18 protein-coding genes are annotated in these 22,875 nt (G+C 38.0%); 3 read left to right on the top strand and 15 right to left on the bottom strand.

All coding sequences use genetic code 11. The annotated features are described in order from the left end of the window. Positions 1–316: 316 nt before the first annotated feature. The 3 genes from G8761_RS23765 (at position 317) to G8761_RS23755 (ending at position 2,504) form a co-directional block, all read left to right on the top strand. The gene (locus G8761_RS23765) at positions 317–814 is read left to right on the top strand and encodes a sigma-70 family RNA polymerase sigma factor (protein WP_166030430.1); all 498 of its coding nucleotides are present in this window, start codon (positions 317–319) and stop codon (positions 812–814) included. Then, positions 807–1,796, top strand: coding sequence for an anti sigma factor C-terminal domain-containing protein (locus G8761_RS23760; RefSeq protein WP_166030429.1), 990 nt, complete (start codon positions 807–809; stop codon positions 1,794–1,796). The genes G8761_RS23765 and G8761_RS23760 overlap by 8 nt, the downstream gene beginning before the upstream one ends. A gap of 156 nt (positions 1,797–1,952) precedes the next feature. Continuing rightward, the gene (locus G8761_RS23755) at positions 1,953–2,504 is read left to right on the top strand and encodes a site-specific integrase (RefSeq protein ID WP_166030428.1); all 552 of its coding nucleotides are present in this window, start codon (positions 1,953–1,955) and stop codon (positions 2,502–2,504) included. A gap of 364 nt (positions 2,505–2,868) precedes the next feature. Here G8761_RS23755 and G8761_RS23750 read toward each other — a convergent pair whose 3' ends face one another. The 15 genes from G8761_RS23750 to G8761_RS23680 all read right to left on the bottom strand — a co-directional run bounded on the left by G8761_RS23750 (position 2,869) and on the right by G8761_RS23680 (position 22,732). Beyond that, the gene (locus tag G8761_RS23750) at positions 2,869–4,437 is read right to left on the bottom strand and encodes an FAD-dependent oxidoreductase (protein WP_166030427.1); all 1,569 of its coding nucleotides are present in this window, start codon (positions 4,435–4,437) and stop codon (positions 2,869–2,871) included. Between the two features lie 472 nt (positions 4,438–4,909). Next, positions 4,910–5,977 carry an ABC transporter ATP-binding protein gene (locus tag G8761_RS23745; RefSeq protein ID WP_338001024.1) on the bottom strand — a complete coding sequence of 356 codons (1,068 nt, stop codon included), beginning with the start codon at positions 5,975–5,977 and terminating at the stop codon, positions 4,910–4,912. A gap of 18 nt (positions 5,978–5,995) precedes the next feature. After that, positions 5,996–6,787, bottom strand: a complete 792-nt coding sequence (locus tag G8761_RS23740; protein ID WP_166030425.1) for an ABC transporter permease — start codon at positions 6,785–6,787, stop codon at positions 5,996–5,998. Positions 6,788–6,789: 2 nt separating this feature from the next. After that, entirely contained in the window at positions 6,790–7,722 is a 933-nt protein-coding gene (locus G8761_RS23735; RefSeq protein ID WP_166030424.1) for an ABC transporter permease, read from the bottom strand. Between the two features lie 77 nt (positions 7,723–7,799). Next, positions 7,800–8,903: an ABC transporter substrate-binding protein gene (locus G8761_RS23730; RefSeq protein ID WP_166030423.1), complete on the bottom strand. Its 1,104-nt coding sequence runs from the start codon at positions 8,901–8,903 to the stop codon at positions 7,800–7,802. Positions 8,904–9,252: 349 nt separating this feature from the next. Then, positions 9,253–10,677, bottom strand: coding sequence for an NAD-dependent succinate-semialdehyde dehydrogenase (locus tag G8761_RS23725; protein ID WP_166030440.1), 1,425 nt, complete (start codon positions 10,675–10,677; stop codon positions 9,253–9,255). 39 nt (positions 10,678–10,716) lie between these two features. Further along, the gene (gene gabT, locus G8761_RS23720; protein WP_166030422.1) at positions 10,717–12,084 is read right to left on the bottom strand and encodes a 4-aminobutyrate--2-oxoglutarate transaminase; all 1,368 of its coding nucleotides are present in this window, start codon (positions 12,082–12,084) and stop codon (positions 10,717–10,719) included. 48 nt (positions 12,085–12,132) lie between these two features. Then, positions 12,133–13,506: a putrescine aminotransferase gene (locus G8761_RS23715; protein ID WP_166030421.1), complete on the bottom strand. Its 1,374-nt coding sequence runs from the start codon at positions 13,504–13,506 to the stop codon at positions 12,133–12,135. Positions 13,507–13,525: 19 nt separating this feature from the next. Beyond that, positions 13,526–15,019, bottom strand: a complete 1,494-nt coding sequence (locus G8761_RS23710) for an aldehyde dehydrogenase family protein (protein WP_166030420.1) — start codon at positions 15,017–15,019, stop codon at positions 13,526–13,528. A 275-nt stretch (positions 15,020–15,294) separates the two neighbouring features. After that, a complete protein-coding gene (locus tag G8761_RS23705; RefSeq protein WP_166030419.1) occupies positions 15,295–17,421 on the bottom strand; it encodes a sigma 54-interacting transcriptional regulator in 2,127 nt (708 codons plus the stop codon). 88 nt (positions 17,422–17,509) lie between these two features. Beyond that, on the bottom strand, positions 17,510–17,758 hold the full coding sequence (locus tag G8761_RS23700) for a biotin/lipoyl-containing protein (RefSeq protein WP_166030418.1): 249 nt from the start codon (positions 17,756–17,758) through the stop codon (positions 17,510–17,512). A gap of 71 nt (positions 17,759–17,829) precedes the next feature. Continuing rightward, on the bottom strand, positions 17,830–18,069 hold the full coding sequence (locus tag G8761_RS23695) for an SAV0927 family protein (protein ID WP_166030417.1): 240 nt from the start codon (positions 18,067–18,069) through the stop codon (positions 17,830–17,832). A gap of 535 nt (positions 18,070–18,604) precedes the next feature. Further along, complete coding sequence (locus tag G8761_RS23690; protein ID WP_243450127.1) at positions 18,605–19,966, bottom strand: APC family permease; 1,362 nt, start codon at positions 19,964–19,966, stop codon at positions 18,605–18,607. A 1,105-nt stretch (positions 19,967–21,071) separates the two neighbouring features. Further along, entirely contained in the window at positions 21,072–21,755 is a 684-nt protein-coding gene (locus G8761_RS23685; protein ID WP_166030415.1) for a CPBP family intramembrane glutamic endopeptidase, read from the bottom strand. Positions 21,756–21,958: 203 nt separating this feature from the next. Further along, positions 21,959–22,732, bottom strand: a complete 774-nt coding sequence (locus tag G8761_RS23680; protein WP_166030414.1) for a Cof-type HAD-IIB family hydrolase — start codon at positions 22,730–22,732, stop codon at positions 21,959–21,961. Positions 22,733–22,875 lie beyond the last annotated feature (143 nt).

Genomic DNA, 22,875 nt, shown 5'->3' with positions numbered 1-22,875 from the left:
AATTTTGGTTCTCTTATTTGTTTAATGTCCTTTTTCAACTATACTACCCGTTTGTTTACATACATTACTGCACAAATTCCCCTATACAGTTTCATTACGGAATGAACTGTCAAATGAATATTGGATTAGTTAGATAAAAATGTATTTGCCTAAAAATAGCCCACAACATAAGGGTATGAAAACCCTTTGTAATGATACCTTTTTTGCTATTCTTATTGTAAGTAGCTAAGGACTTAAACCCATAAAATATAAATCTTGTGTTTATTTGTTAACATTTCAGTTTTTTAATCGTTATACAAGTGAAAGGAGGTTTAAGGTGCTTAATGAACAGATGTATCAACTGATGCAAGAAAAAATGAAACAACTAAATAGATATTTAATTCGCCTTGGAGCAAACCGAAATGACGCAGAAGATATAGTTCAAGAAACCATCTATAAAGGGATTTTATACATTGACTCAATTGATCCTGAAAAGTTTTCTGCTTGGCTTTATAAAGTGGCTTTGAATCGATATTACGACCTATGTAGAAAGAAAAAAAGGATTGAGGTTCCAATTGAATCGGTAATTATTGAAGACTCTGGAATTCCGGAAGACTTATTAATGCAGAAAGAAATTCGAGAGGAAATTGAACACGTATTAGAACAATTAACCCCAATACATAAGCAACTTCTCATTTTGAAATATGAATTGGATTTATCTTATAAAGAAATAGCTAGTTTGCTTGATATCAAAGAGGGATTGGTAAAGACTTATTTATTCAGGGCGAGAAAACAGTTCCAAAAAATATATCGGAGGGATAAAGAATATGAATGATGAAAAATTTAGTACCAACGAAGTCGGAGATCTAACAACACTCGTAAAAAAAGCGAGACGGAAAACAATCCTTAGAAACACCATAATCTCTTTAATTGTTTCATTACTAATTCTTATAGTTGGATATATAGGTAATTTACAGTTGCTCTACAAAAGTGGAGATGACACCTTACGCGATATTTCAAGGTTTAAACAGATTACTGGTCCAAATTTATATGAATCTGGATATCAACAAAACTTCGGATTATTTAATGGATCTCTTGAGTACCATACCTATAAAATTATTGAAGGTAAACCAGTAATATGGAGTAATGATACTTTTGAGTTTAATATTTTGGGTAATTTTTCAAGATTCCCCGGTAATTACTCACCAATTCAAATTAATAATCCTGTAATACAGAAAGAAAAGTTAAGTTATTATATACCCTACAACTCTCAAACTGGTCAAAGAGAGATGCTCTTTTATCATCCAGAAATTGATTATGGAAAATATATAAATGATTTATCTTTGCTGGAGGAAATCGACAACCGATCCCTAGTTGAAATGGGCATTTCTTTTGATCAAAGTTACTCTCTGGAGGAAGTTAAAAAAATGTTGCCATCGAATGTTCACCCAGTTTGGTTTTGGGTAGACACTTGTTCTGAGAAGGAATTGCATAAAACAGAAAGTTTATATGATGGAGATAAAATACCGGAATCAGCTGATATGGTGTATGGCTTTGGATCTGGTATTGATAACAAAAAAGTGAGCGAACAGGATTTTTTATCCTCAATTGAAACTGGACTAAGTGTTAAAGGCAAATACTATAGTGAATATAAAAGAATCTTTGATAATTTGAGAAAAGATAAAAAGAACCCACTGAAAAGTGATGTAAAGATCATCGGTGTTGTCGTAACTGGAACAGCCGAAAACTTAAAAGCCTTAAAAGATCAAAAATATATTAAAGCAACTACTCTAGGTGTTGTTACAGATAAATACTAGTATTAGGAACTAAATAAGGAAAATATTAACCCAATTAATATTCCTTTCTTTAGGAAGAAGCCAAAAAAGCGAATCCTTTAAATGGTTTCGCTTGTTTGGTTTTTTCAACCTCTTCTTCAACTAACGCACCCGTTTGTTTAAGTACATTAGTTCACAATGTTGTTATTTCTTATTGTGAAAAAGGTGCGGCGGGGCGAAGTTTTAGGATTAATGTGGCCTAATGTAGATTTTGATGCTGGGACAATTCATATACAAAGAAGCTTAACGAGAGTAAAGGAAAAAGGGCTCATTTTAAAGGATGTAAAGACAGAGAGTTCTAATCGCATTGTAGTTGTTTCAGATTATATTCTCGACATTCTGCGTAACCGGAAGGAATTTCAGGAAAAACAAAAACAACTCCTTGGACCGGGCTATCAAGATCAAGGGCTTATTAATTGCCTAGATGATGGTAAGCCCCAAGATCCAAGAAACTTGTTACGACAGTTCTATGGTCTACTGAAAGAGGCAGGTCTCCCAAAGTTTACTTTTCATCAATTACGCCATTTACATGCTACTGTTCTAATGGCAATGGGGGAAAACCCGAAAATTGTGGCTGAGCGGCTGGGACATTCTCGGGTACAGGTTACTTTAGATACTTACTCTCACGTAAGTACTGAAATGCAACGCCAAAGTGCCAATCGCTTTGAACAGATGATGCTTAAGGAATAAAAAACGGTTAGTGCAGTGTTAGTGCAATGTAACAAATTAGCAGCTATAGTAAGAACTAAATGCACAAAACAAAAAAGTCTCAAACCCTTGATACATAAGGGTTTGAGACCTCCTATAATTGATGATCTGAGAGGGATTCGAACCCCCGACCCCTTCTCTGTCAAGGTCAATTCTGTACATAGAGGATATAGAAACCCTCTTGGCTTTATATATATATTCTACAAAAGAAGAGATTCGCCATAGTCCAGCTTTTGTATAGTTTCTAAATATTACTCGCATGGTCTTAATTTAGACTAAAACACTAATTTCATGTATAATCTTGTTAAAAAACTCCCACACTATTCGGTTAGAGTTTTCTACATCTTTATTTTGCTAACGCAACCTTTAATGCCTTTAAAATCCCAGTTGCAGCTTGTTCGCCTGTATCCACTGCTCCGTTCATAAAACCTTGATAATCTTGTGAGCAATGCTCGCCAGCAAAAAATACGTTTCCTTCAGGTTCTCCTTCCACTCCACTAAAGGACGTATATTGCCCTATTTTCCAATAAGAATAGGAACCTTTTGTCCACGACATGCCCGGCCAATAAACGATCGCTGAAGTCCCGTTCCATTTTTCCGTTATCCCTGGTAAAACTGGCTCTATTTCATCTAAAAATTTGTTTGTTTGATACCTCAATGTACCTTGATTTAATGCCTCTCCTATTAATCCACCTGTATATTCTACTAAAATACCACTTTTCCCATTTTGCGATCGAGTTACTTCCCATGTATTTTGATAGCCGGTGTCTGCGTAAGTTAAGCCGTTATTTCCAAGTTTACACCAATGCCTATCTGAAAATTGAGCAAGTAGTTTAGCATTTGTTCCCATACCTTGTTCATTAATTGCTTTAACCTTCAATGGTCTAAATCCTGCTCTCGAAAAATCAACATTACTGCGCAAAACAGAAAAAGGTACAGTCATGACGACGTAGTCCACAGTTACATTTGGTTTTCCGTTAAATGACAATGTGTACGTTTCATCTAAATTTTTTACAAGCTTATTTAGTTTATAACCTAAGTTTATTTGAGAACTTAATTCTTTCCCTAATAAGGAGGCGATTTGATCGTTTCCACCGCGAACACGATATTTTTCATCAGACGCTCCAAACAATTCCAGCTGAGACTGATCTGTCCCACCTAATAAATAAATCAAATTTAAACTGCTTTGCTGTGAAGATTCTACTCCATATTCAATCGTATATGCAACATCTAATAATTTTCCTAAATTTGAGTTTAGTCCTCCAGGTACATACGCTTCAATCCAATCGGTAATCGACATATAATCAAGCTGCTTCCCTCTCATTGTATATTGATGATAGGTAGTAGGATATCCAGCGTCTTTTAAATCCTTATTTAACTGAGGCATGATGGCTTGAATATCAGCTGTTGCTTGATCATATGTATAAGGTCGTCCTTTAAAATAAAAAAACGGCTTAGTACCTGATTGTTCAGCAGCTAGTAAATTATCGAGTGATAAACCTAACTCATTTGCCAGCTTTCGGATCGCCTTGTGGTCTGTATCAATTAGTTCTCCACCATTTTCAGCAATTTGATGATCTGCAAAATAATCTCTTCTTGTCCAGCAACGGCCGCCCACACGTTTCGTTGCTTCGTAAACATTCGCCTCAACACCATATTTTTTTAACCGATAGGCACAAGTTAATCCTGCTAAACCACCACCTACAATCGCAACCTTAGAACCTGCAGCTTGTGCAGTAAGTGTATCAAAATTCCATACAAATGAAGGTACTGATGCAGCTGCGGTTAAAACAGCTGCTCCTTTTAAAAATTGTCTGCGACTGTAACCATATTGTTCAAAATTCTCTTTCTCATAAGCTTGAGCTGCTTCAGCTGCCGCTCTTTTTAACATACGTAGTATAGGAGTATGCCCCATCTCTTTTCCCCCTCTCATTTTTCACAATTTTCTTAAAATAATTGTAAAAGAAAAGAGACAAGCTATATAGAAATTCTTTTCATCATTTCTCTACAAATACTACCATAATTTAGCAAAAGATATGAATCTTCAGATTGATACGTATACTAAAACGATAGGACACCTTTTAATACTTTTATTTTAATCTTTCATTTTTCGCCTCAACTACTTTTTATATTAGAGCTGACCCTTTGTTTGAGTCAGCTCTTTTTGGAAATTATTAATTTAAGATTAGATAAAAGCTGGACCTCCTGTAGTTAAACCAAATCCAAACAAACTAAATATGCCAGTGGTTGCCGTAATAAAGGAAAACGAAATGGCAAAGTTGGAAAAAAAATTAAGATTTCTATTTATCTCTTATTTGTAGCCAAGACTTGCAAGGTCCGTAACATCTTCGTCAATGGAATGAAGGTGTATGAAATAGTTTTTTTACTTATTGACCAATGACAATCCCATCTTCCTCTTTCCATGTCACCCTTACACGATCGCCAGGTAGGCAGAGATGATCTCCTTTACTCGGCATCATAGCTACAATTCTCTGTCCTTGCTGCAGCTTTACCACCGTTCGAATAAAGGAACCTACATAAATGACTTCTTCTACTGTTCCTGAGAGAAAGTATGGAGCCTCCTCACCATGGGCCAGAAGCTTTACCCGTTCAGGTCGAACCGACAAGTAATTCTGTTTAGTTAGTGATTTAGGTTCTCGTATTCTTCCGCCTACTTTCGTCCCAAACAAATTGACAACATTAGTCTCGTTTGTGGGGGAAATTTGAATTTCAAAAAGGTTAGTGTCACCAATGAAATCCGCTACGAATTTGGTAGAAGGACTTTCATAGATTTCTTTTGGAGATGCAACCTGTTCGATTACTCCTTTATTCATAACGGCAATACGGTCTGAAATGGTCAGGGCTTCCTCTTGGTCATGGGTTACATAAATAAAAGTGATTTCCAATTTTTGCTGGAGATGTTTTAATTCGATTTGCATTTGCTTTCTTAACTTCAAATCAAGTGCTCCCAAGGGCTCATCCAAAAGTAACACTTTTGGATTGTTAATTAAGGCCCGCGCAACGGCCACACGCTGCTGTTGACCACCACTAAGTTGACGCGGTTTTCTGTCTCCGAAGGACTCCAGCTGAACTAATCTCAATGCTTCTATCACCCGGGCCAAGCGTTCAGACTTCGAAACTTTTTTCATTTTTAATCCGTAAGCGATATTCTCATTAATCGTCATATGTGGAAACAACGCATAGTTTTGAAATACCGTATTTACATCCCGTTTATAGGGAGGAATACGAGATACAGATTTCCCATCAATCCAGATTTCTCCGGCATCAGGATCCTCAAACCCTGCAATCAATCGAAGAGTTGTTGTTTTCCCGCATCCGCTTGGACCAAGCACGGTCAGAAATTCTCCAGGCTTAATATCCAGATTAATGCCTTTAACAATGTGCTCGTTTCCGAAGCTCTTTTCCACATTCTCAATTTTTATAATGTAATCCACATCCATATCCCCTTTAGACTAATCCACTTCTCGATTCAACCGTGTTACAATCACAATCATAACCACAGAAAAAAAGAAGATGAGAGTCGAAATAGCATTGACTTCGGGTGTAATTCCTCTTCGAAGCATGGCCCAGATTTGAACAGGCAGAGTTAACTCCCTTCCTGTCAAGAAATAACTAACAGCAATTTCATCAATCGATAGGGTAAAGGATAATAAGGTAGCCCCTATCACGGCTGTTTTGATGTTCGGCAACGTGACATAAAAGAATGTCTTCAAACGCGTTGCTCCTAAATCCATTGAGGCTTCCTCAATGGCCCGGTCCAATCTCTTGAGCCGGGCATAGACCTGAGTCATGACCACCGCAATGAGGAATGTACCATGTCCGATTAGAATTGTAGTTAAGGACAACTGGACTCGCATCATTACAAAAACACTCATCATTGCTACACCTGTGATAATCCCCGGTAAAATCATGGGCAGGAGGACAATCCGCTCAAATATGGTTTTTCCTGGAAAACTAAAGCGGTCCACCACAAAGGCTGCAGGAATCCCAAGGAACAAACCGATAATCGTTCCTGTAACAGCCACTAAAATACTGTTCTTTAACGATGCCAATAATGCACTGTCATTCATCATTACACCATACCATTTTACAGACCATGTTAGAACTGGAAAACTATTGACCGCATTCCCATTAAAGGAATAAACAACTACTACAATCATCGGGAGATAAATAAAAAGAAAAATCAGTACAGCTGAAGCTTTAAGACTAGTCGAGATCCAATCGAAGCGTGATGTCTTCTCCATCTTTACCTCCCCTTTTGTTCCTTGACATTTTCAAAACTGGATGTTCTTTTTTCTAACCGATGGGTAACTTCAAGGATCAGCAGAACTAAAACGAGTGTTACGATTCCAATGGTCGAACCTAATGGCCAGTTGTTGGCAACCCCGAACAAACTGTATACAACATTCGAGATCAGCATGCTGCTCGTTCCTCCTAATAATTGAGGAGCTAAAAAATCTCCCATGGCCAATACAAAGGCAAAGGTAGCGCCAGCAATCACCCCTGGCAGGCTTAATGGCAATATAACTTGGAAAAAAGTTCGAAATCTACCCGCCCCCAAGTCTTTCGATGCTTCTTGCAGATTACGGGGGATATGCTCTAGAGAAGTGTAAATCGACATGAGCACCCATGGTGTATAAATATGCGTTAAAGCAATCACAACAGCATATGGACTGTACAGAAAGACCTCTAATGGTTTGTCAATAATCCCTATACTGATTAACAAACTGTTCAAAATCCCATCCTGCCCAAGAACAATCTTCCATGCGTACGCTCGAACCAAATAGCTGACCCAAAGTGGAATAATCACCAGTGTATACATGAGCTGTTTATTTTTCTTGACTTTAAAGTTGATGAAGTAGGCCAGAGGATAACTGAGCAAAACACTAAAGATTGTGACTAGAGACGCTATTTTTAACGTTTTCAGGAGTGTCCCATAGTACAAATCGTTCGTAAAAAATTTTATATAATTATCCCAGGTAAACGTATGAACAATAGTTCCAAAATCCACCCTCCAAAAGCTGTTCAAGAAGAGGGCGACATAAGGTGTGAATAGAAAAACAGACAACCAGATAAGTGGGGGAATGAGTAAAATCAATAACCTCGGTTTAAACCGATGCTTCTTCTTTTTTTTTTCAATGCTCGTATTTCGAACCGGTGTAGATATGTTTACAGACATACAACTGCCTCCATTAAGCGACCCGAAAATCGCAATCTGATCACCAGAAATTGATTTTTTTAACTCTGGTAACTTCTTTACTGTGCTTTTACCTCATTCCAAATCTCGTTGTACTTATCTCTGTTTTTTACAAATTGCCAAAAATTAATCTGCTTCATATAATTATCCATATCATCGATATGAATAGCCTTAGCTTGCTCTTCCGTCATATATTTCACTGCATCCTTATTTGCTACCCCATATCCTGTAGCATCACTAACAAGCTTTTGCGTTTGAGCTTCAATCACATAGTTGATATACTTCTCGGCCAGCTTCTTATTCGGGGAAGAGTTGACAATCATCAGTCTGTCAATCCAGCCGGTAATTCCTTCTTTAGGAATAACTTCTTTTAAGTTTCTTCCAGAAGGGTTGACAGTTGTCGGAGTAAGCGGCCAGCCTACTGCTAAGACAACTTCCTTATTGGAAAAGAGATCATTAAGTTCCCCGGCACTCGACCAATATTTACGAATTTGCGGCTTTAAATCTATTAATTTTTTCTTAGCATCCTCCAGTTGTTGATTCGTCATGTTGTATATAGCAGATGGATCGTTTTTATCTAACCCAACCATTTGACCCACTAAGTAAATATTTGAAATATCATCCCATATGGAGACTTTGCCCTTATATTTTGCGTCCCAAAAAATATCCCAGCTATCCGGCGGGTCCTTAATGACATCCGCATCATAAATTAAAGAATCCGGCCCCCAAGTAAACGGAATGCCATAAACTTTTCCACCCTTTTTGACATCATTCATGTCGACCAGCTTTGAAGCTAAATTTTTATAATTCGGGACATTGTCTAGATTAACGGGTGCAACTAGTTTCTCCTGCACTAGATAGCCGGCTACATCAGAGGATGGTGATATTACATCGTAAACGTTCCCGCCACCGCCTTTCAATTTTGAGACAAGCTCATCACTTGATCCAAAATATGTAGCTGTAACTTTCACCCCATATTTTTTTTCAAATCCCTTTACAAATTTAGGATCAGCATACCCTTCCCAAGTGAGCAGGTTGAGTGTTTTCCCATTACCCTTTGATGCTGCAGGCTGGCTGCTGCTTTGCTTATCTCCTCCGCACGCTGCTAACACCAGCATACAACTCAAAGCGAGCCAAATTATCGACCAAAGTTTTTTGTTCATAGACTTTCCTCCTCAGTTCAATCTACCTATAATAAATGCAATAATCGTTCGAATATTCTGAAATTTTATAAAAACACTGAATTCACCTGATTTATACTTTTTTAATCACTTATTTCTTATGATTGCAATGCACCTCTGCATTATAAAAATAATGAATTACACATAAACAGCATTATCGATACCTATATTTGCAATGCATTATCAGTAATTATTAAGACATTACGTCATATCTATCTTGTTTAACTTACCTACAACAGTCGATTGGTTAATCTAAAAGATCTGCAATTTTGTACGTACTAGTTGCCATCGTGCGTGCTTTCTTGATTAATTCTTTTTTATAGAAAATATATTAATTTATATCCAAACCAATCGATATATATTTTACTTCTAAAAATTCTTCAATTCCGTAATGTCCGCCTTCTCTGCCGAGACCGCTTTCTTTATAACCTCCGAATGGAACCTGGACAGCTGAAGGCAAAGCATCATTCAGTCCGATGATCCCATATTCTAACTCTTCTGTAATTCGAAAGGAACGATTTAAATTTTCGGTATAAACATAGGCAGCCAGTCCATAAGAAGAATCATTTGCCCGTTCAATCACTTCTTCTTCAGTTTTAAAGGTCGAGATTGGTGCTAAAGGACCAAAGATTTCATCCTTCATACACTCCATATCGTCGTTAATGTTGGTCAGGATGGCAGGAGCATAGAAATAGCCATTCTCGTTAACAGGCTTTAGACCGCTATACGTGACCTTCCCTCCCTTTTTCAGGGCATCATGGACGAGACCTTCTACTTTTTTATAAGCGGATTTATCAATTAACGGTCCTATATCAGTTCCTTCTTCTAGACCATTGCCGACTTTAAGCTTCTCAAGTTCTTTCTGAAAGAGTTGAATAAATTGCTCTGAAACTGTTTCTTGAACATAAACCCGATTCGTACAGATACAGGTTTGGCCGGCATTTCGAAATTTTGATTGAATAAGTCCGACTGCAGCTTTCTCTAAATTAGCATCTTCCATGACAATAAACGGTGCATTGCCGCCAAGCTCAAGTGAAACTTTTTTTACATTTTCAGCTGCACCTCTCATCAAGACTTTTCCAACCTCTGTTGAACCAGTAAAGGTAATTTTCCTTACTCGAGGATCCTTTAACCAAACTTCACCAATTTCAGTGGATCTTCCTGTTATAACATTTAACACTCCGTTTGGAATTCTTGCTTCATGAGCAAGCTCTGCCAGTTTTAGAGCAGTAAGTGGTGTTTGATTTGCAGGTTTTATAACAGCTGTACATCCTGCTGCAAGAGCAGGAGCTACTTTTCGGGTAATCATCGCTGCTGGGAAATTCCAAGGAGTGATCGCTGCAATCACTCCCACCGGTTCTTTTCTTACGAGAATTCGTTTATTTGGGTGAGAGGCAGGAATAGTTTCACCATAAATCCTTTTCCCCTCTTCTGCATACCAGGAGATAAACCCATTGGCATACTGAACCTCTCCTAACGCCTCTTTTAATGGTTTCCCTTGCTCAATCGTCATAATTCTGGCGATTTCATGTTTGTTTTCTTCAATTAAATAGAACCATTTCATCAAAAGCTGATACCGCTCATCAGCAGTTTTTTTCGACCACGTTTTAAATGCATTGGATGCAGAATCAACAGCCTTTTCCGCTTCATATACTCCACCTGTCGGAACGGCACCTATGACTTCATTCGTCGCAGGATTAACTATTTCCGTAAAAACCTCATAATCATTCCCAATCCATTTTCCATCAAGATACATAGGATAAATTTGATAGTTTCGCTCCAGGATTTCCATACATTACCTCCTAACTGACTCTCCAGGATCATTTACTACTACCGCTTCAATGGCTTCCTCCAGTATTTGCAATCCTTCTTCAAGCTGATCATCGGTTATTGTTAATGGCATGAGAATTCGGATTACGTTCCCATAAATTCCTGCACTTAGTATCATAAGGCCACGCTCATTTGCTTCTTTTATAATTTTATTGACTGCCTGTTTATCTGGTGTCATATCATGTTTACCTTTTACAATTTCCATGGCGCACATGGCTCCTAATCCGCGTACATCACCAATGCACTCAAAGCGTTCAGCAAAAAGCTTCATTTTTTTAAGGACACTATCCCCTAAAATTTGCGCTCTTTCATTAAGATTTTCACTTTCAATAATATCTAAGACCGTCAGGGCAGCACGGCAGCCAAGCGGGCTTCCAGCGTAGGTTCCACCAATTTCTCCGACATCAGCAGCATCCATTACGTCCGCCCTGCCGATGACACCACTTATTGGTACGCCAGCACCCATTGATTTTGAGATTGTAATCAAATCAGGAACGACATCGAAATGTTCAATGGCAAAATATTTACCGGTTCTGGCAAATCCAGTTTGGATTTCATCAGCAATAAATAAGATTCCATGTTGAGAGCAGATTTCTCTTACCGTTTTCACAAACGCGGCATCCGGTATAATAAAACCGCCTTCTCCTTGAATGGGCTCCATTACAACAGCCGCAATGCTTTCAGGAGCTGCTTCGGCAAGTAAAAACTGTTCAAACTGCTCAATTATCATGGCACTATATTGCTCTTCGTTCATTCCATCAGGGCGACGATAGAAATAAGGATAAGGAGCCTTGTAAACCTCTGGAGCAAATGGTCCAAATCCGTATTTATAAGGCTTCACTTTACCTGTCATTGTCATCGTCATCAACGTTCTGCCATGGAAACCGCGGGTAAACGATACGATTCCTTGCCGTTTTGTATATTTGCGTGCGATTTTCACAGCGTTTTCGACGGCTTCAGCTCCACTGTTAAAAAATGCTGCCTGTTTCGCAAATTTTCCTGGTGCCAGCTTGCAAAGTCGCTCAGCCAGTTTAATATACGATTCGTACATCATGACATTAAAGCCCGTGTGAATAAATTGGCTTACCTGCTCCTGCAGGGCTCTTACAACCCTTGGATGTGTATGCCCTACATTTAGCGTTCCAATCGCACCCGCAAAATCGATATAAGTATTGCCATCAACATCTTCAACAAGAGCTCCCTGTGCTTTTTTAACAAAGGAAGTGCAATTATTACTGATTCCTTTAGGCACATATTTATTTCTAAACTCAAATAGCTCGTTTGATTTTGGACCCGGTATCGCTGTTTGGAGCTTAACAAATTTCTTTTCCATGTTAACTGCTCTCCCCTGTATAAAAATCATCCTTTAAAGAATGAAATGTTATTCTTTGACTGTAGATAATACCTGCTTGAAGGTGCTGACTACTTTATCGACTTCTTCATAGCTAATTGTCAGTGCTGGTTCTATTCGGATGGTCTTTGAGTTAATTAAAGTTCCGGCAACTAGTACGCCAAGGTCAAACATTCCTTTTGATACTTCATAACCGATTTCATCTTTATGAAACTCAATACCAATCATTAACCCTTTTCCACGAATTTCTAGAACTTTATCCTCATGACCCTTAGCAGCTTCTTGCAATTCTTCCAGGAAATATCCTCCGACTTCCGCTGCTCTTTCTGGTAATTTTTCTTCAATCAAAACGCCAATTGTTGCAATCGCAGCAGCACATGCCAATGGATTTCCACCGAAGGTTGTTGTATGCATAAATGGATTAGGGAACCAGCTCTTGAATACTTCTTCCTTAGCCACAATCGCACCAGCCGGCATCACACCTCCGCCAAACGCTTTTGCTAGACAGATAATATCAGGAACCACTTCATATAAATCTGCAGCAAACATTTTGCCTGTCCGTCCCATTCCAGTTTGTACTTCATCAAAAATTAACAACGCCCCAAACTGGTCACAAAGCTCTCTGACTCCTTTTAAATAGTTTTCAGGTGGAAGTATGATTCCCCCTTCACCTTGGATTGGCTCAAGAATAACTGCTGCCACGTCTTCCCCGACAGAAGTGCAGACCTCGAATGTTTTCCTCATCATATCAATATCACCAAATGGCACATGACGGAATCCAGGGATTAACGGAAGGAACGGTTTTCTGAACATTCCTTTTGCGGTTCCAGATAATGAACCAAGGCTTTTCCCATGGAAAGCACGAGTTGTTGAAATAAAAGTTGTTCGCTCACTGTACATTTTGGCAAGTTTTAATGCTGCTTCAACACTTTCTGTTCCACTGTTTGTAAAAAAAGCGTATTTCAGGTCGCCTGGTGTAATATCAGCTAAAATTTTAGCTAAGATCGCACGCAGCGGGTCGAGCAGGTCCTGGCTGTGAAGAGCTTGACGCTTTAATTGGTCAGTAACTGCCTTCACAACCTTTGGATTGCGGTGGCCAACATTATAAATCCCGAATCCGCCAAGACAGTCAATGTATTCTTTTCCATTTACATCTTTAAAGCAGGCTCCATTATCCGACCATTCAACTGCAGCGAATTGTCCATCTTTTGTGACAGTTTTCCGATAGGCTAAGAACCCTGGGTTTACATGTTCACGGAAGCCATCCACTGTCTCCTTTGTAATCCAGGCTGCCTCTTCTTCACTGATTTGCTCTTTTTCTATTAGATTTAAAACCTTATTAATATAATCCGTAACATTATGTTTTTGCTCATTTGTTGCCTCTCGACTTAGATCGATACCCATTTTACTTGCTCCTTTTTAATTAGTTTGAAAACCAGCCTATTGGTTCAACCTGTAAATTTACATTGATTTGTTTAATTTCTTGGAATTCTTCTAAGCCAAACGTACCTAAACTGCGGCCAATACCGCTCTGTTTATAGCCGCCCCAAGGCGCTTCATTATAGGTTGGATGGTATGAATTTACCCAGGTGATTCCAGAGCGAAGTTTCTTCACTACTCTGAGACCTTTAGCGCCATCGTTTGTAAAAACGCCGCCTGCTAATCCATAAACGGTTCCATTTGCAAGCTTAATAGCTTCTTCCTCATCCTTAAATCTTTGAATCACCACTACTGGACCGAAAATTTCCTCTTGAACTATTCTCATCTCCTGCTTTACATCCACTAATACTGTCGGCTGAACAAAGTAGCCATTTTCTAAACCATTATCGACAATTCGGTTACCGCCGCATGCAACGGTTGCCCCTTCCTTCTGACCTAGCTCAATATAATGAAGGACTTTTTCTAAATGCTGCTTGCTGACAAGCGGGCCCATTTCTGTCTTTGGATGATCCCCAGGTCCAACCTGAATATTCTTGGCTCTTTCTACAAATCTCTCCACAAACTTATCGTAAATGCTTTCCTCTACGAGAATTCGTGATCCCGCGGAACAAACTTGACCAGAACCTGCATAGATTCCAAATAGTGCGTAATCAACAGCTGTTTCAAAATCTGCATCGGCAAAAATGATATTCGGGGATTTTCCACCTAGCTCTAAAGAAACCTTTTTCATTGTGTCTGCAGCGGTTTTCATAATGTGTTTACCTGTTTTCGTTCCACCGGTAAATGAAACCATGTCGACCTCCGGATGGGAAGCGATTTCATGACCAACTACAGGACCTGCTCCCATAACCATATTGGCGACTCCTTTTGGCAGGCCAACCTCCTCAAAAATTTCAAATAGCTTTGTTGGAGTAACAGGTGTTAATTCAGATGGTTTAAAAACAATCGTATTCCCTGCTGCAAGTGCCGGGGCTATTTTCCAAACGCTCATTAAAAGGGGGTAATTCCAAGGAACAATTAAGCCACAAACACCTATTGGTTCTCTGACTACCATCGCCTGCATCGGATCTGCAACATGATAGGTCTGGCCATCCGGATTTCTAATCAAACCTGCATAATAGCGGAAGCAAGAAGCTGCATCAGCAACATCAAAACCTGCTTCTCTTAACGGTTTACCGTTATCCATCGTTTCAAGTTGTGTTAATTCATCAGCGTATTCGTCAATCTTATCGGCAATTTTTAATAAATAAGAGGCCCTTTCCTGTGCAGAAATATCGGACCAAACACCAGCTTCAAATGCGTTCCGTGATGCAAAAATGGCAGCCCTTGCATCAGCAACGGATCCTTCCGATGCATAGGTAATCACTTCTCCCGTTGCGGGATTATAAACGGGACGCGTTTCACCACCCTTTGCCTCCTTCCATTCACCATTGATATACATCTTAAGATTGATTACGCTATTCTTTAGTTCGACCATTATTCATCCTCCTTTAAAATTCCTTACTTAATCAGATTGCAAGAACCGTGCCAATTTTCAATCTCCAATTAAATAACTATTTACCAGGCTATGTCAAATTTGCCTGTTGTTTCCCGCTCAAGAAACTCGCTTACCGCTCCAACAAAATCAACAATGAACTTTAACATAATTATTAATTAAAATAATCGGTTTAAGGTTATTCATTTTTGCATAGATCTATTTTTATTTGCATAAGAAAAAAACTGCTTCAGATTATTAAATCTGAAGCAGTTTTTTTAAATATTTGTTTCCAATTTTAAATTTTTTTCGTTTAGAATTTTTTGGTATTTCCGGCTGACAGAGGACTGGCTGATACCAAGAGCTTTAGCAGCTTTTGTAGTTGTTTTGTATTGCTTCATCGCCATTACTACCAGCTGCTCCTCAATTTGATCAATTGCATCTTGCAATGGAATAACTCTTGTGATTAAGGGTTTCATTTTTTTATATTCATAGCCTGTCGATAAAAATTGACTGACAAACGCTGCATCAATGGCCTGATGGTCTGCGGTAACGACCAGTCTTTCAATAATGTTCTGCAGTTCCCTTACGTTACCCGGCCATTGGTAAAATTCAAGCACGTTAACAGCATCTGGTGTTAAATGGTAATTCCGTTCGTACTTTTCATTCAATTGCTGCAGAAAATGAAAGGCGAGCAGTGAAATGTCCTCCGTCCGCTCTCTTAGAGGGGGAATGTGTATCGGAATCACATTTAACCGATAAAATAAATCCTCGCGAAAGGTTCCTTCCTCCACCATTTTTTCCAGCTTTTTATTTGTGGCCGCAATAATTTGGACATTCACTTTAAAAGGGGTAGTACTTCCAACAGGGATTACTTCTTGTTCCTGCAGCACCCGTAATAGTTTTACCTGAAGGTGCACTGGCATTTCACCTATTTCATCAAGAAATAAGATGCCTCCATCTGCTTGTTTGAAATAGCCGTCCCTGCCGTTTTTATCTGCCCCGGTAAACGCTCCTTTGGCGTAACCAAACAGTTCACTTTCTAGTAAATTTTCTGGGATTGCTCCGCAGTTTAATTTTAAAAATGGCTTATGTGAACGCCGCCCTAATTGGTGAATCGCCTGGGCAATGATCTCTTTTCCGACTCCGGATTCTCCGTATAAGAGAACAGTGGAGGAGAAATCAGCAATTTTTTGGCACTGGTTCACGATTTTTTCCATCTTTGGACTGCTATATATCAGTTTTTTTAAGAAACGGTCCTTGCTCTTAAAATCTTCTAACTCTTTCTTATATTGCTGGGATATTTTGCGCATTTCTAGGAGTTCACTTTTTAAGCGGGTGGTCTCGGTGATATCACGGGAGGCTAAGATTATTCGGTGAAGTTCATTATTCTCATCAAAGACAGGATTTCCAACCGCTAAAATTTTCCTGCCTGTTCTTGTTTCCTGAACAACGGAAACTTTTTTCTTTTTCTCTAACACAAGCCTGGTGACTGACGGGGTGAAAAGGCCTTGATCCTCGAGCTCGAGTATGCTTTTACCGATCAATTCCTTTAAATCAACTTTCCAAAAATCTTGAATGACATTATCACTATATCTGATTAATTCTCCCTTAGCATTTACAACAAGGATCTCATCGTAAATACTCGACAAAATGGCATTTAAGTCTTTGTTTAAATCCTTAATATATTCGATTTCCAAAGCCATTTCCTCAACCATCGGCAAATCCTGAACAACGATAACAGCTCCATCCACCTGCTCATCATAATTTTTAATCGGACTGTAATCGACAAGAACGCCAATTCCATTAGTTATTTCCAGATGGTTAAGCAGTGTCTTGCCAGTAGAAAATACATTGTCGATATATTCACCGCTGAAAATATTCCTGCCTGGAGAATTCAGTATGGTATCCTGGGTGGACCTAATCATTTTCAAACCTGCTTCATTACAATTAACAATTCTTTTTTCTTTGTCTAAAATAAAAATCCCCATCGGAATAGAGGTCAGCAATATTTTAAGCAAATCGACACTTTTGTTTTCCTGTTTAAAGAGCTCGGCCAAAACGTCTTCCCTTAAAATATATCCTGCTGGACATCCAGCCTCATCTTTTATCAGCGCAAATGGCTCCCCGATAATTTGGAATAGGGTTGGAAATGAAATCTGTTCACTCAAAAGACAGATACTGTCAATCGGTTTTGCATGTTCCAGCAGAATATCATTCGAATATTGATTCTTCTCAAGCTTCTCCAGCAGATGATTATTAACGGCTGTATAAGCTAATAACTGGTTCTCATTTTTTAAAAATACAAAGGGTTCTTTAAATTTATGTAAGGTCATCTTTAAATCTTCGGCATCAACTGTGACGGATACAAGAGGCTTTATCTTTTCCTTCGCTACAGAAAACATGTTTCTTCCCCTCCATTCTCTCAATCTAATATTATCACTTTATTCTTAGTTCTTAAAAGTGAAAAAAGAAGATGGGCTATCCATCTTCTTAATCACTACCGGTAACAACTAAATCTTCCTTAATATATGCTAGTACCATCCCAGGGATTACGTGGTCCCCTTCTTGTACCTCTATTGATTCAACTACACCGCTAAGACTTGTTTGAATCATTTCTATTGTACCTGAGTCCGTTTTAATAATAAATAAGCGCTCCCATTCATAAATTCTTTCTGAATTCTTAATCGAAACTTCGTCCACTTTTCCATAGCATGGGCTAGTAATGACCCCGAAATGCACTTTTATCTCCTCCTTAATTATTAGTACTGCTCCTCGAATGGTCTTGTTTGTAAAATGAGTTCAAAGAATTCCTAGAATTCTGGAATATCTTCTTTTTGAATCCCAAGTTTTTCAGCCCAATGATCGACTGCAAAAGTATCCTCCTGACAAAGCAGCACCATGTTTCCCGTTTGAATGGAAGTAACCATTGCCTTACCGAAGAAATGCTCTGAATAGCCAATCGTTAAATCATACCGGTGATTATTGGAAATGAGGCAAAAATAGTGCATGAGCTGCTGCGCGCTCATTTCAGAAATAATATCGAGCTTCATTACGTTTTCCTCCTTTTAATATTTTTACCATCCTCTTAGCCTTAAGCTTCAGCTATCTTTTGAAGACCCTCTTTATAGAGGCGGCATTTCATAAAGCACGAAATTTTATTGTTGTGCTGTTTACGATGTTGAAGCTGTTGGTCATTTTTTCTTTAAGTCGTGCACTAATCTTCGTTTGCCCTATTATCCTTTCGAACCGGAATACTGAATTCTAAATATCTCATTGGCTTTTTGAAATTCATACACCCTAAGAAGGATAATCCAATCTCTAAGCAGCGATTTTCCTAAAATTCCATTAAAGAATGATCCATGTTCTTTTAACTTTTACCCCAAAAGATTCAACCGCCATGATAACACCTCATTTATTATGTTGTAATAGTAGATAGCAAGTTCTGTGCCAACTGAAAAAGCGTTACAATATGGATTTTTGTTAGTGTTTTTAGAAGAAAGTATGAAAAAATGATTTATCTATTCAAATTTGCATAATGGAGAATAAAAAGAAACGCATTCCCGAGTTAGGAATGCGTTTTGTTCTTTATAGTGATGATGATCGATCCGCTTCTTCAAAAGCAAAATCAGCAATTTTGAGTCTAAAAAATCTAGTTTGAATGAGCATATAAATAAACCCTATTACAACCCAAACAATACCGCCAATGAGGGCGTCCTTTTGCAGGTTATACCATAAAATCCCTGTAGAGCCTGCCCCAAGGATTGGCATAATGATATAAGCAAAGAAATCCTTACCCGTCTTGTATTTCTTTAAGCGAAAGACAAAGTGAGCAATAACCGATAAGTTAACAAAAGTAAATGCAATCAGTGCTCCGAAATTAATAAAGGAAGAGATTAACTCAAGACTAGGAGCGATGGCAAGCAAGGAAACTATTCCTACAAGAATAACGTTAAAGGAAGGAGTCCTGAATTTAGGGTGAACATATCCGAATAGTTTCTTAGGCAGTACGCCATTGCGCCCCATTACGTACAAAAGTCTTGATACGCTTGCATGAGAGGCAAGTCCGGAAGCAACGGTTGCTGCGAATGCCCCTGATAAAAATATTAGTTTAAAGACCGTTCCACCAACAAAAAGGCCTATCTCCGGTAACGTATCGTCCGTATTTTTAAAATTTGCTACATCTGGAAATAACGCTTGTGTAAAATAACCTGCAATAAAGAAAATGGCTCCGCCAATAAACACGGTTAACATAATCGCTCTCGGCAGTGTTTTTTGATCCTTTGCTTCCTCCGCGTACATGGTTACGGCATCAAACCCAATAAAGGAGAAACAAACAACGGTTGCCCCGGTTAACACAGCCCCAAGCTGGACGTTTGAATGAAAGAGTGGTTCAGTAGTAAAGATTGTTCCCTGTCCCATGCCTTGGGATAGCTTAACAAGGGCAAGAACAATAAAGGCTGCAATTAATACGACTTCAAAAACAACCAGTAACGAATTCAAATTAGAAGTTTGTCCCATACTCCATACATTAAATGCCGTCACCACTGCAACATAGACAACAACCCAGATCCATGCAGGTACATTTGGGAATACAGATACCATGTAAATTCTAATAATTAGAGCATTCACCATGGGAAGAAGAAGATAATCAAGCAACGCTGCCCAGCCGACTAAGAAACCCAGATGCTGACTCATTGTCTCTCTCGTATATGTATAGGCAGATCCTGCACTCGGAAACACCTTTACCATTTTTCCGTAGCTGACAGCAGTAAACAGCATCACCACTAATGCAGTTATGTACGCAAGCGGAACGACACCGTTTGTTTCATTAGACACAATTCCGAATGTATCAAACACTATCGTAGGGGTCATATAACCTAATCCAAGAAAGACAATGGCCCATAATCCCAGCGACCTTTTAAGAGTAACATTCTCCAATTTAATCATCTCCTTTTAGAATTGTTTTCGCAAAAGAAAGCACGTACTTTTTTTGCTTAAAAGTTCCGTCCAATTAACCTCCTTCTATCCTAAAATATTTACTGACTATTTTAAATAGTTGCAATTTTCATGCCAAAAGTTATTATATATCTTCCATGTTTTTCCTCCGTTAATTTATGAATTTTTGCATAGTCTACTCTAAATTGCATAAAAAAAGCGGACTCCCTTTAGTCCACTGTTTTATTTATTTTGCAAATGCGGCCTTCACCCTATAAAATGGCACCATGTTATTTGAACAGTAGTTACTAGCTAACAATCAAAATCATTAACATCAAATAAGCCAAACAATAATAGTGTTCTCAGAACACTAAAAAAGCCTCAAAACCTTGATTAAAACAAGGTTTGAGGCTTTTTATTTTATGATCTGAGAAGGGTTCGAACTCCCGACCCCTACCCTGTCAATTCTCTAAACGCTTTTTTATTCAGAGTTTTTGTTTAAATTGATTCCATTAAGTCCGATAATTCAAGAGCAGAATGTTTATTTATGCAAATAAAATCTGTTAATTTAATTTTTTCTAGAAATTCTGTGCAATATGTGTGCAGTATGCAAGATGATAAATAATTGAGAAAAGGGTAAGGTGTATAGAGTAAAAAAGTAACCCTCCGTCCAAACCAGGGCGGAGGGTTACTTACTTGGTAGCTTCAGTTATTATAGAAGCCACTGCACTTTATGTATTTCCATTATACTCTTTTATTCATTGCAGTATACAATGATAATTTAACTTTGAGATAAGGGCAGGGTTGTTTATATCTTTTTTTTCCTATTCATTCCACATGCGCAGAGTGTATGTGGCAACACATGAGATGTTGGTGGGTATAATTAATTAATGAATAAAATGTTGTATATAATGTGCTTTTTTAGGATTGATACTTTTTGCATTAAAGCCCCCGGTTACTTTAAGTGCATTCCTTTACAAATAGAATGCTCTAATAATGCTCTCTTTACATTTCAGACTCTTTTAAGTGATTATCAGCTCTTGTATAAATCGATGGTTAGTAGATAACTGTAAATACTCCTCGGTAATTTCTTGAACTATAATGTGATTCTTAAAAATTAGCTTTGTAAATTATATGGCTGATTGAAGCTGTATTTTAAACCACCACGAGACTTTCTAATCCATAAAACAATAAGCATGATAACGATGAAACGGAAAGCTACCCCTACAATTCCACCTTCTGGACCAAATAATCCACCGGAAAGCCAGGAGTCATCTAAAAGTTTTAATTTTAAAATTCCTTCTACTTTAAATCCACTAAGAGGGAAACCTAAAATTGGTGCTTGTACATAATTCCAAGCGAAATGTAGAGCCCAAGGAAGCCAAATTTTCCGTGTATAGATAAAAGCCAGTCCATACATAACCCCACCTAACCCATTGCTGAACGCAGATAACAGGGTTGCATGGTCATTATCAAAATGAACATAACCAAAGTAAATAGACGTAATTAGTATTGCGAACCAAGGTTTTCTGAATACCTTTACGAGAATAATTAATAAGATACATCTGAACACTAATTCTTCATAGCCTGATGATAGTAATGTGAGTCCTGTATAATAAGCAAAGGTATTTAGATGAAAGCTGACATTCGTTATCTCTACTAATCCCAAAATTATACTTGCTACAAATATACCCATTATTGCAAAGCTAGTGATTCCTATACCAGCCAAAATATCATTCCTTGAATAAATATCTGGAGTAATGGGAGCAAAGAGTGCTTTCCACTTTCTCACTTTAGCCATATTGCTCTCCTTTTGTTCGAGACTTTTATCCTACTTTATTATACAATATTAACCTTACAAATTAGTTTATATTCGGTAAAATTAATAAATTATGGGATCGCAGAAGCAATCCCCTTCTTTAACTCAAGCACCCGTTAGCTTAATAAGAAAGCAATTTTTTAAAAAATTTATTATTTGTCTAACTCACACTGGTCTTAATCTATTTAAAGAATTTCATACTTTTTTAATGCATAATGAATACCATCTTCACTGGATTTTTTCGTAACGAAATCCGCCACATTTTTTAATTCTTTACTTCCGTTACCCATCGCTATACCAAGACCTACGAGTTCCAGCATATCAATATCATTTTCACCATCTCCAAAAGCAATTGCTTCTGACTTATCGATATTAAAAAATTCCAAAGTTTTTAGGATTGCTAGAGATTTTGATACATCATCCTGTAAAACATTTAAGACATACGGGTGCCATCGTCTAAATGTTAGATGCGGAAACCTTTGTATGTACTTCTCAACTGTTTCATCATTTGCGAACAAACATAATAAGAATACGTCTTCATTATGAATTAAAGGACGACTTTCAGGATACTCATTGAGAGACAAAGTTTCCTTTAAAGCCGTTAAGATCTCCTTCTCTGTTATACCGTTCATACTAAATTCTTCTGTATAGAATGACAATCCGTTATTTTCTAATTTTGCAAATTCCATAATTTCTTGAATTATGCCTTTATCCATTGGTACTTTATGAATAACTTCTTGTAAGTGTTTCACGTAACCGCCATTTGCTGTTATAAATGTTTCTATACCTAATTCTTTCAGTTCCTTACACATTGAGAGTGGTCTTCCAGTTGCCGCCACAACCTTTAACCCTTTTCTTTTCAAATTTTTTATTGCTTCAACTGTAGAGATAGGAATACTGCCATCTTCGTGATTTGTAATAGTCCCATCAACATCGAAAAACACAATTTTATAACTCATAATTATCTCCCTAAATAGTTTCAATAAAAAAAGGCTGTCTAAGCAGCCATACGATCTTCAACTAACGCACCCGTTAGTGGAATAAGAACCATCCTTAAATCTCAAGGAATCTCCTTGTGTTTACCTCTTCCTGTCCTGCCGTG

Origin of the sequence: Neobacillus terrae, assembly GCF_011393025.1 — a bacterium.
Lineage (GTDB): Bacteria > Bacillota > Bacilli > Bacillales > Cytobacillaceae > Neobacillus_A > Neobacillus_A terrae.
The sequence above is the reverse complement of the archived record's forward strand: the minus strand, read 5'-3'. Positions and strand labels throughout refer to the sequence as shown.

What these genes read in the sequence shown, in the direction of transcription:
- G8761_RS23760 (WP_166030429.1), top strand. Translation starts at nt 807, where the DNA reads ATGAATGATGAAAAATTTAGTACCAACGAAGTCGGAGATCTAACAACA.
- G8761_RS23755 (WP_166030428.1), top strand. Translation starts at nt 1,953, where the DNA reads ATGTTGTTATTTCTTATTGTGAAAAAGGTGCGGCGGGGCGAAGTTTTA.
- G8761_RS23750 (WP_166030427.1), bottom strand. Translation starts at nt 4,437, where the DNA reads ATGGGGCATACTCCTATACTACGTATGTTAAAAAGAGCGGCAGCTGAA.
- G8761_RS23740 (WP_166030425.1), bottom strand. Translation starts at nt 6,787, where the DNA reads ATGGAGAAGACATCACGCTTCGATTGGATCTCGACTAGTCTTAAAGCT.
- G8761_RS23735 (WP_166030424.1), bottom strand. Translation starts at nt 7,722, where the DNA reads ATGTCTGTAAACATATCTACACCGGTTCGAAATACGAGCATTGAAAAA.
- G8761_RS23730 (WP_166030423.1), bottom strand. Translation starts at nt 8,903, where the DNA reads ATGAACAAAAAACTTTGGTCGATAATTTGGCTCGCTTTGAGTTGTATG.
- G8761_RS23725 (WP_166030440.1), bottom strand. Translation starts at nt 10,677, where the DNA reads ATGTATCTTGATGGAAAATGGATTGGGAATGATTATGAGGTTTTTACG.
- gabT (WP_166030422.1), bottom strand. Translation starts at nt 12,084, where the DNA reads ATGGAAAAGAAATTTGTTAAGCTCCAAACAGCGATACCGGGTCCAAAA.
- G8761_RS23715 (WP_166030421.1), bottom strand. Translation starts at nt 13,506, where the DNA reads ATGGGTATCGATCTAAGTCGAGAGGCAACAAATGAGCAAAAACATAAT.
- G8761_RS23710 (WP_166030420.1), bottom strand. Translation starts at nt 15,019, where the DNA reads ATGGTCGAACTAAAGAATAGCGTAATCAATCTTAAGATGTATATCAAT.
- G8761_RS23705 (WP_166030419.1), bottom strand. Translation starts at nt 17,421, where the DNA reads ATGTTTTCTGTAGCGAAGGAAAAGATAAAGCCTCTTGTATCCGTCACA.
- G8761_RS23695 (WP_166030417.1), bottom strand. Translation starts at nt 18,069, where the DNA reads ATGAAGCTCGATATTATTTCTGAAATGAGCGCGCAGCAGCTCATGCAC.
- G8761_RS23690 (WP_243450127.1), bottom strand. Translation starts at nt 19,966, where the DNA reads ATGATTAAATTGGAGAATGTTACTCTTAAAAGGTCGCTGGGATTATGG.
- G8761_RS23685 (WP_166030415.1), bottom strand. Translation starts at nt 21,755, where the DNA reads ATGGCTAAAGTGAGAAAGTGGAAAGCACTCTTTGCTCCCATTACTCCA.
- G8761_RS23680 (WP_166030414.1), bottom strand. Translation starts at nt 22,732, where the DNA reads ATGAGTTATAAAATTGTGTTTTTCGATGTTGATGGGACTATTACAAAT.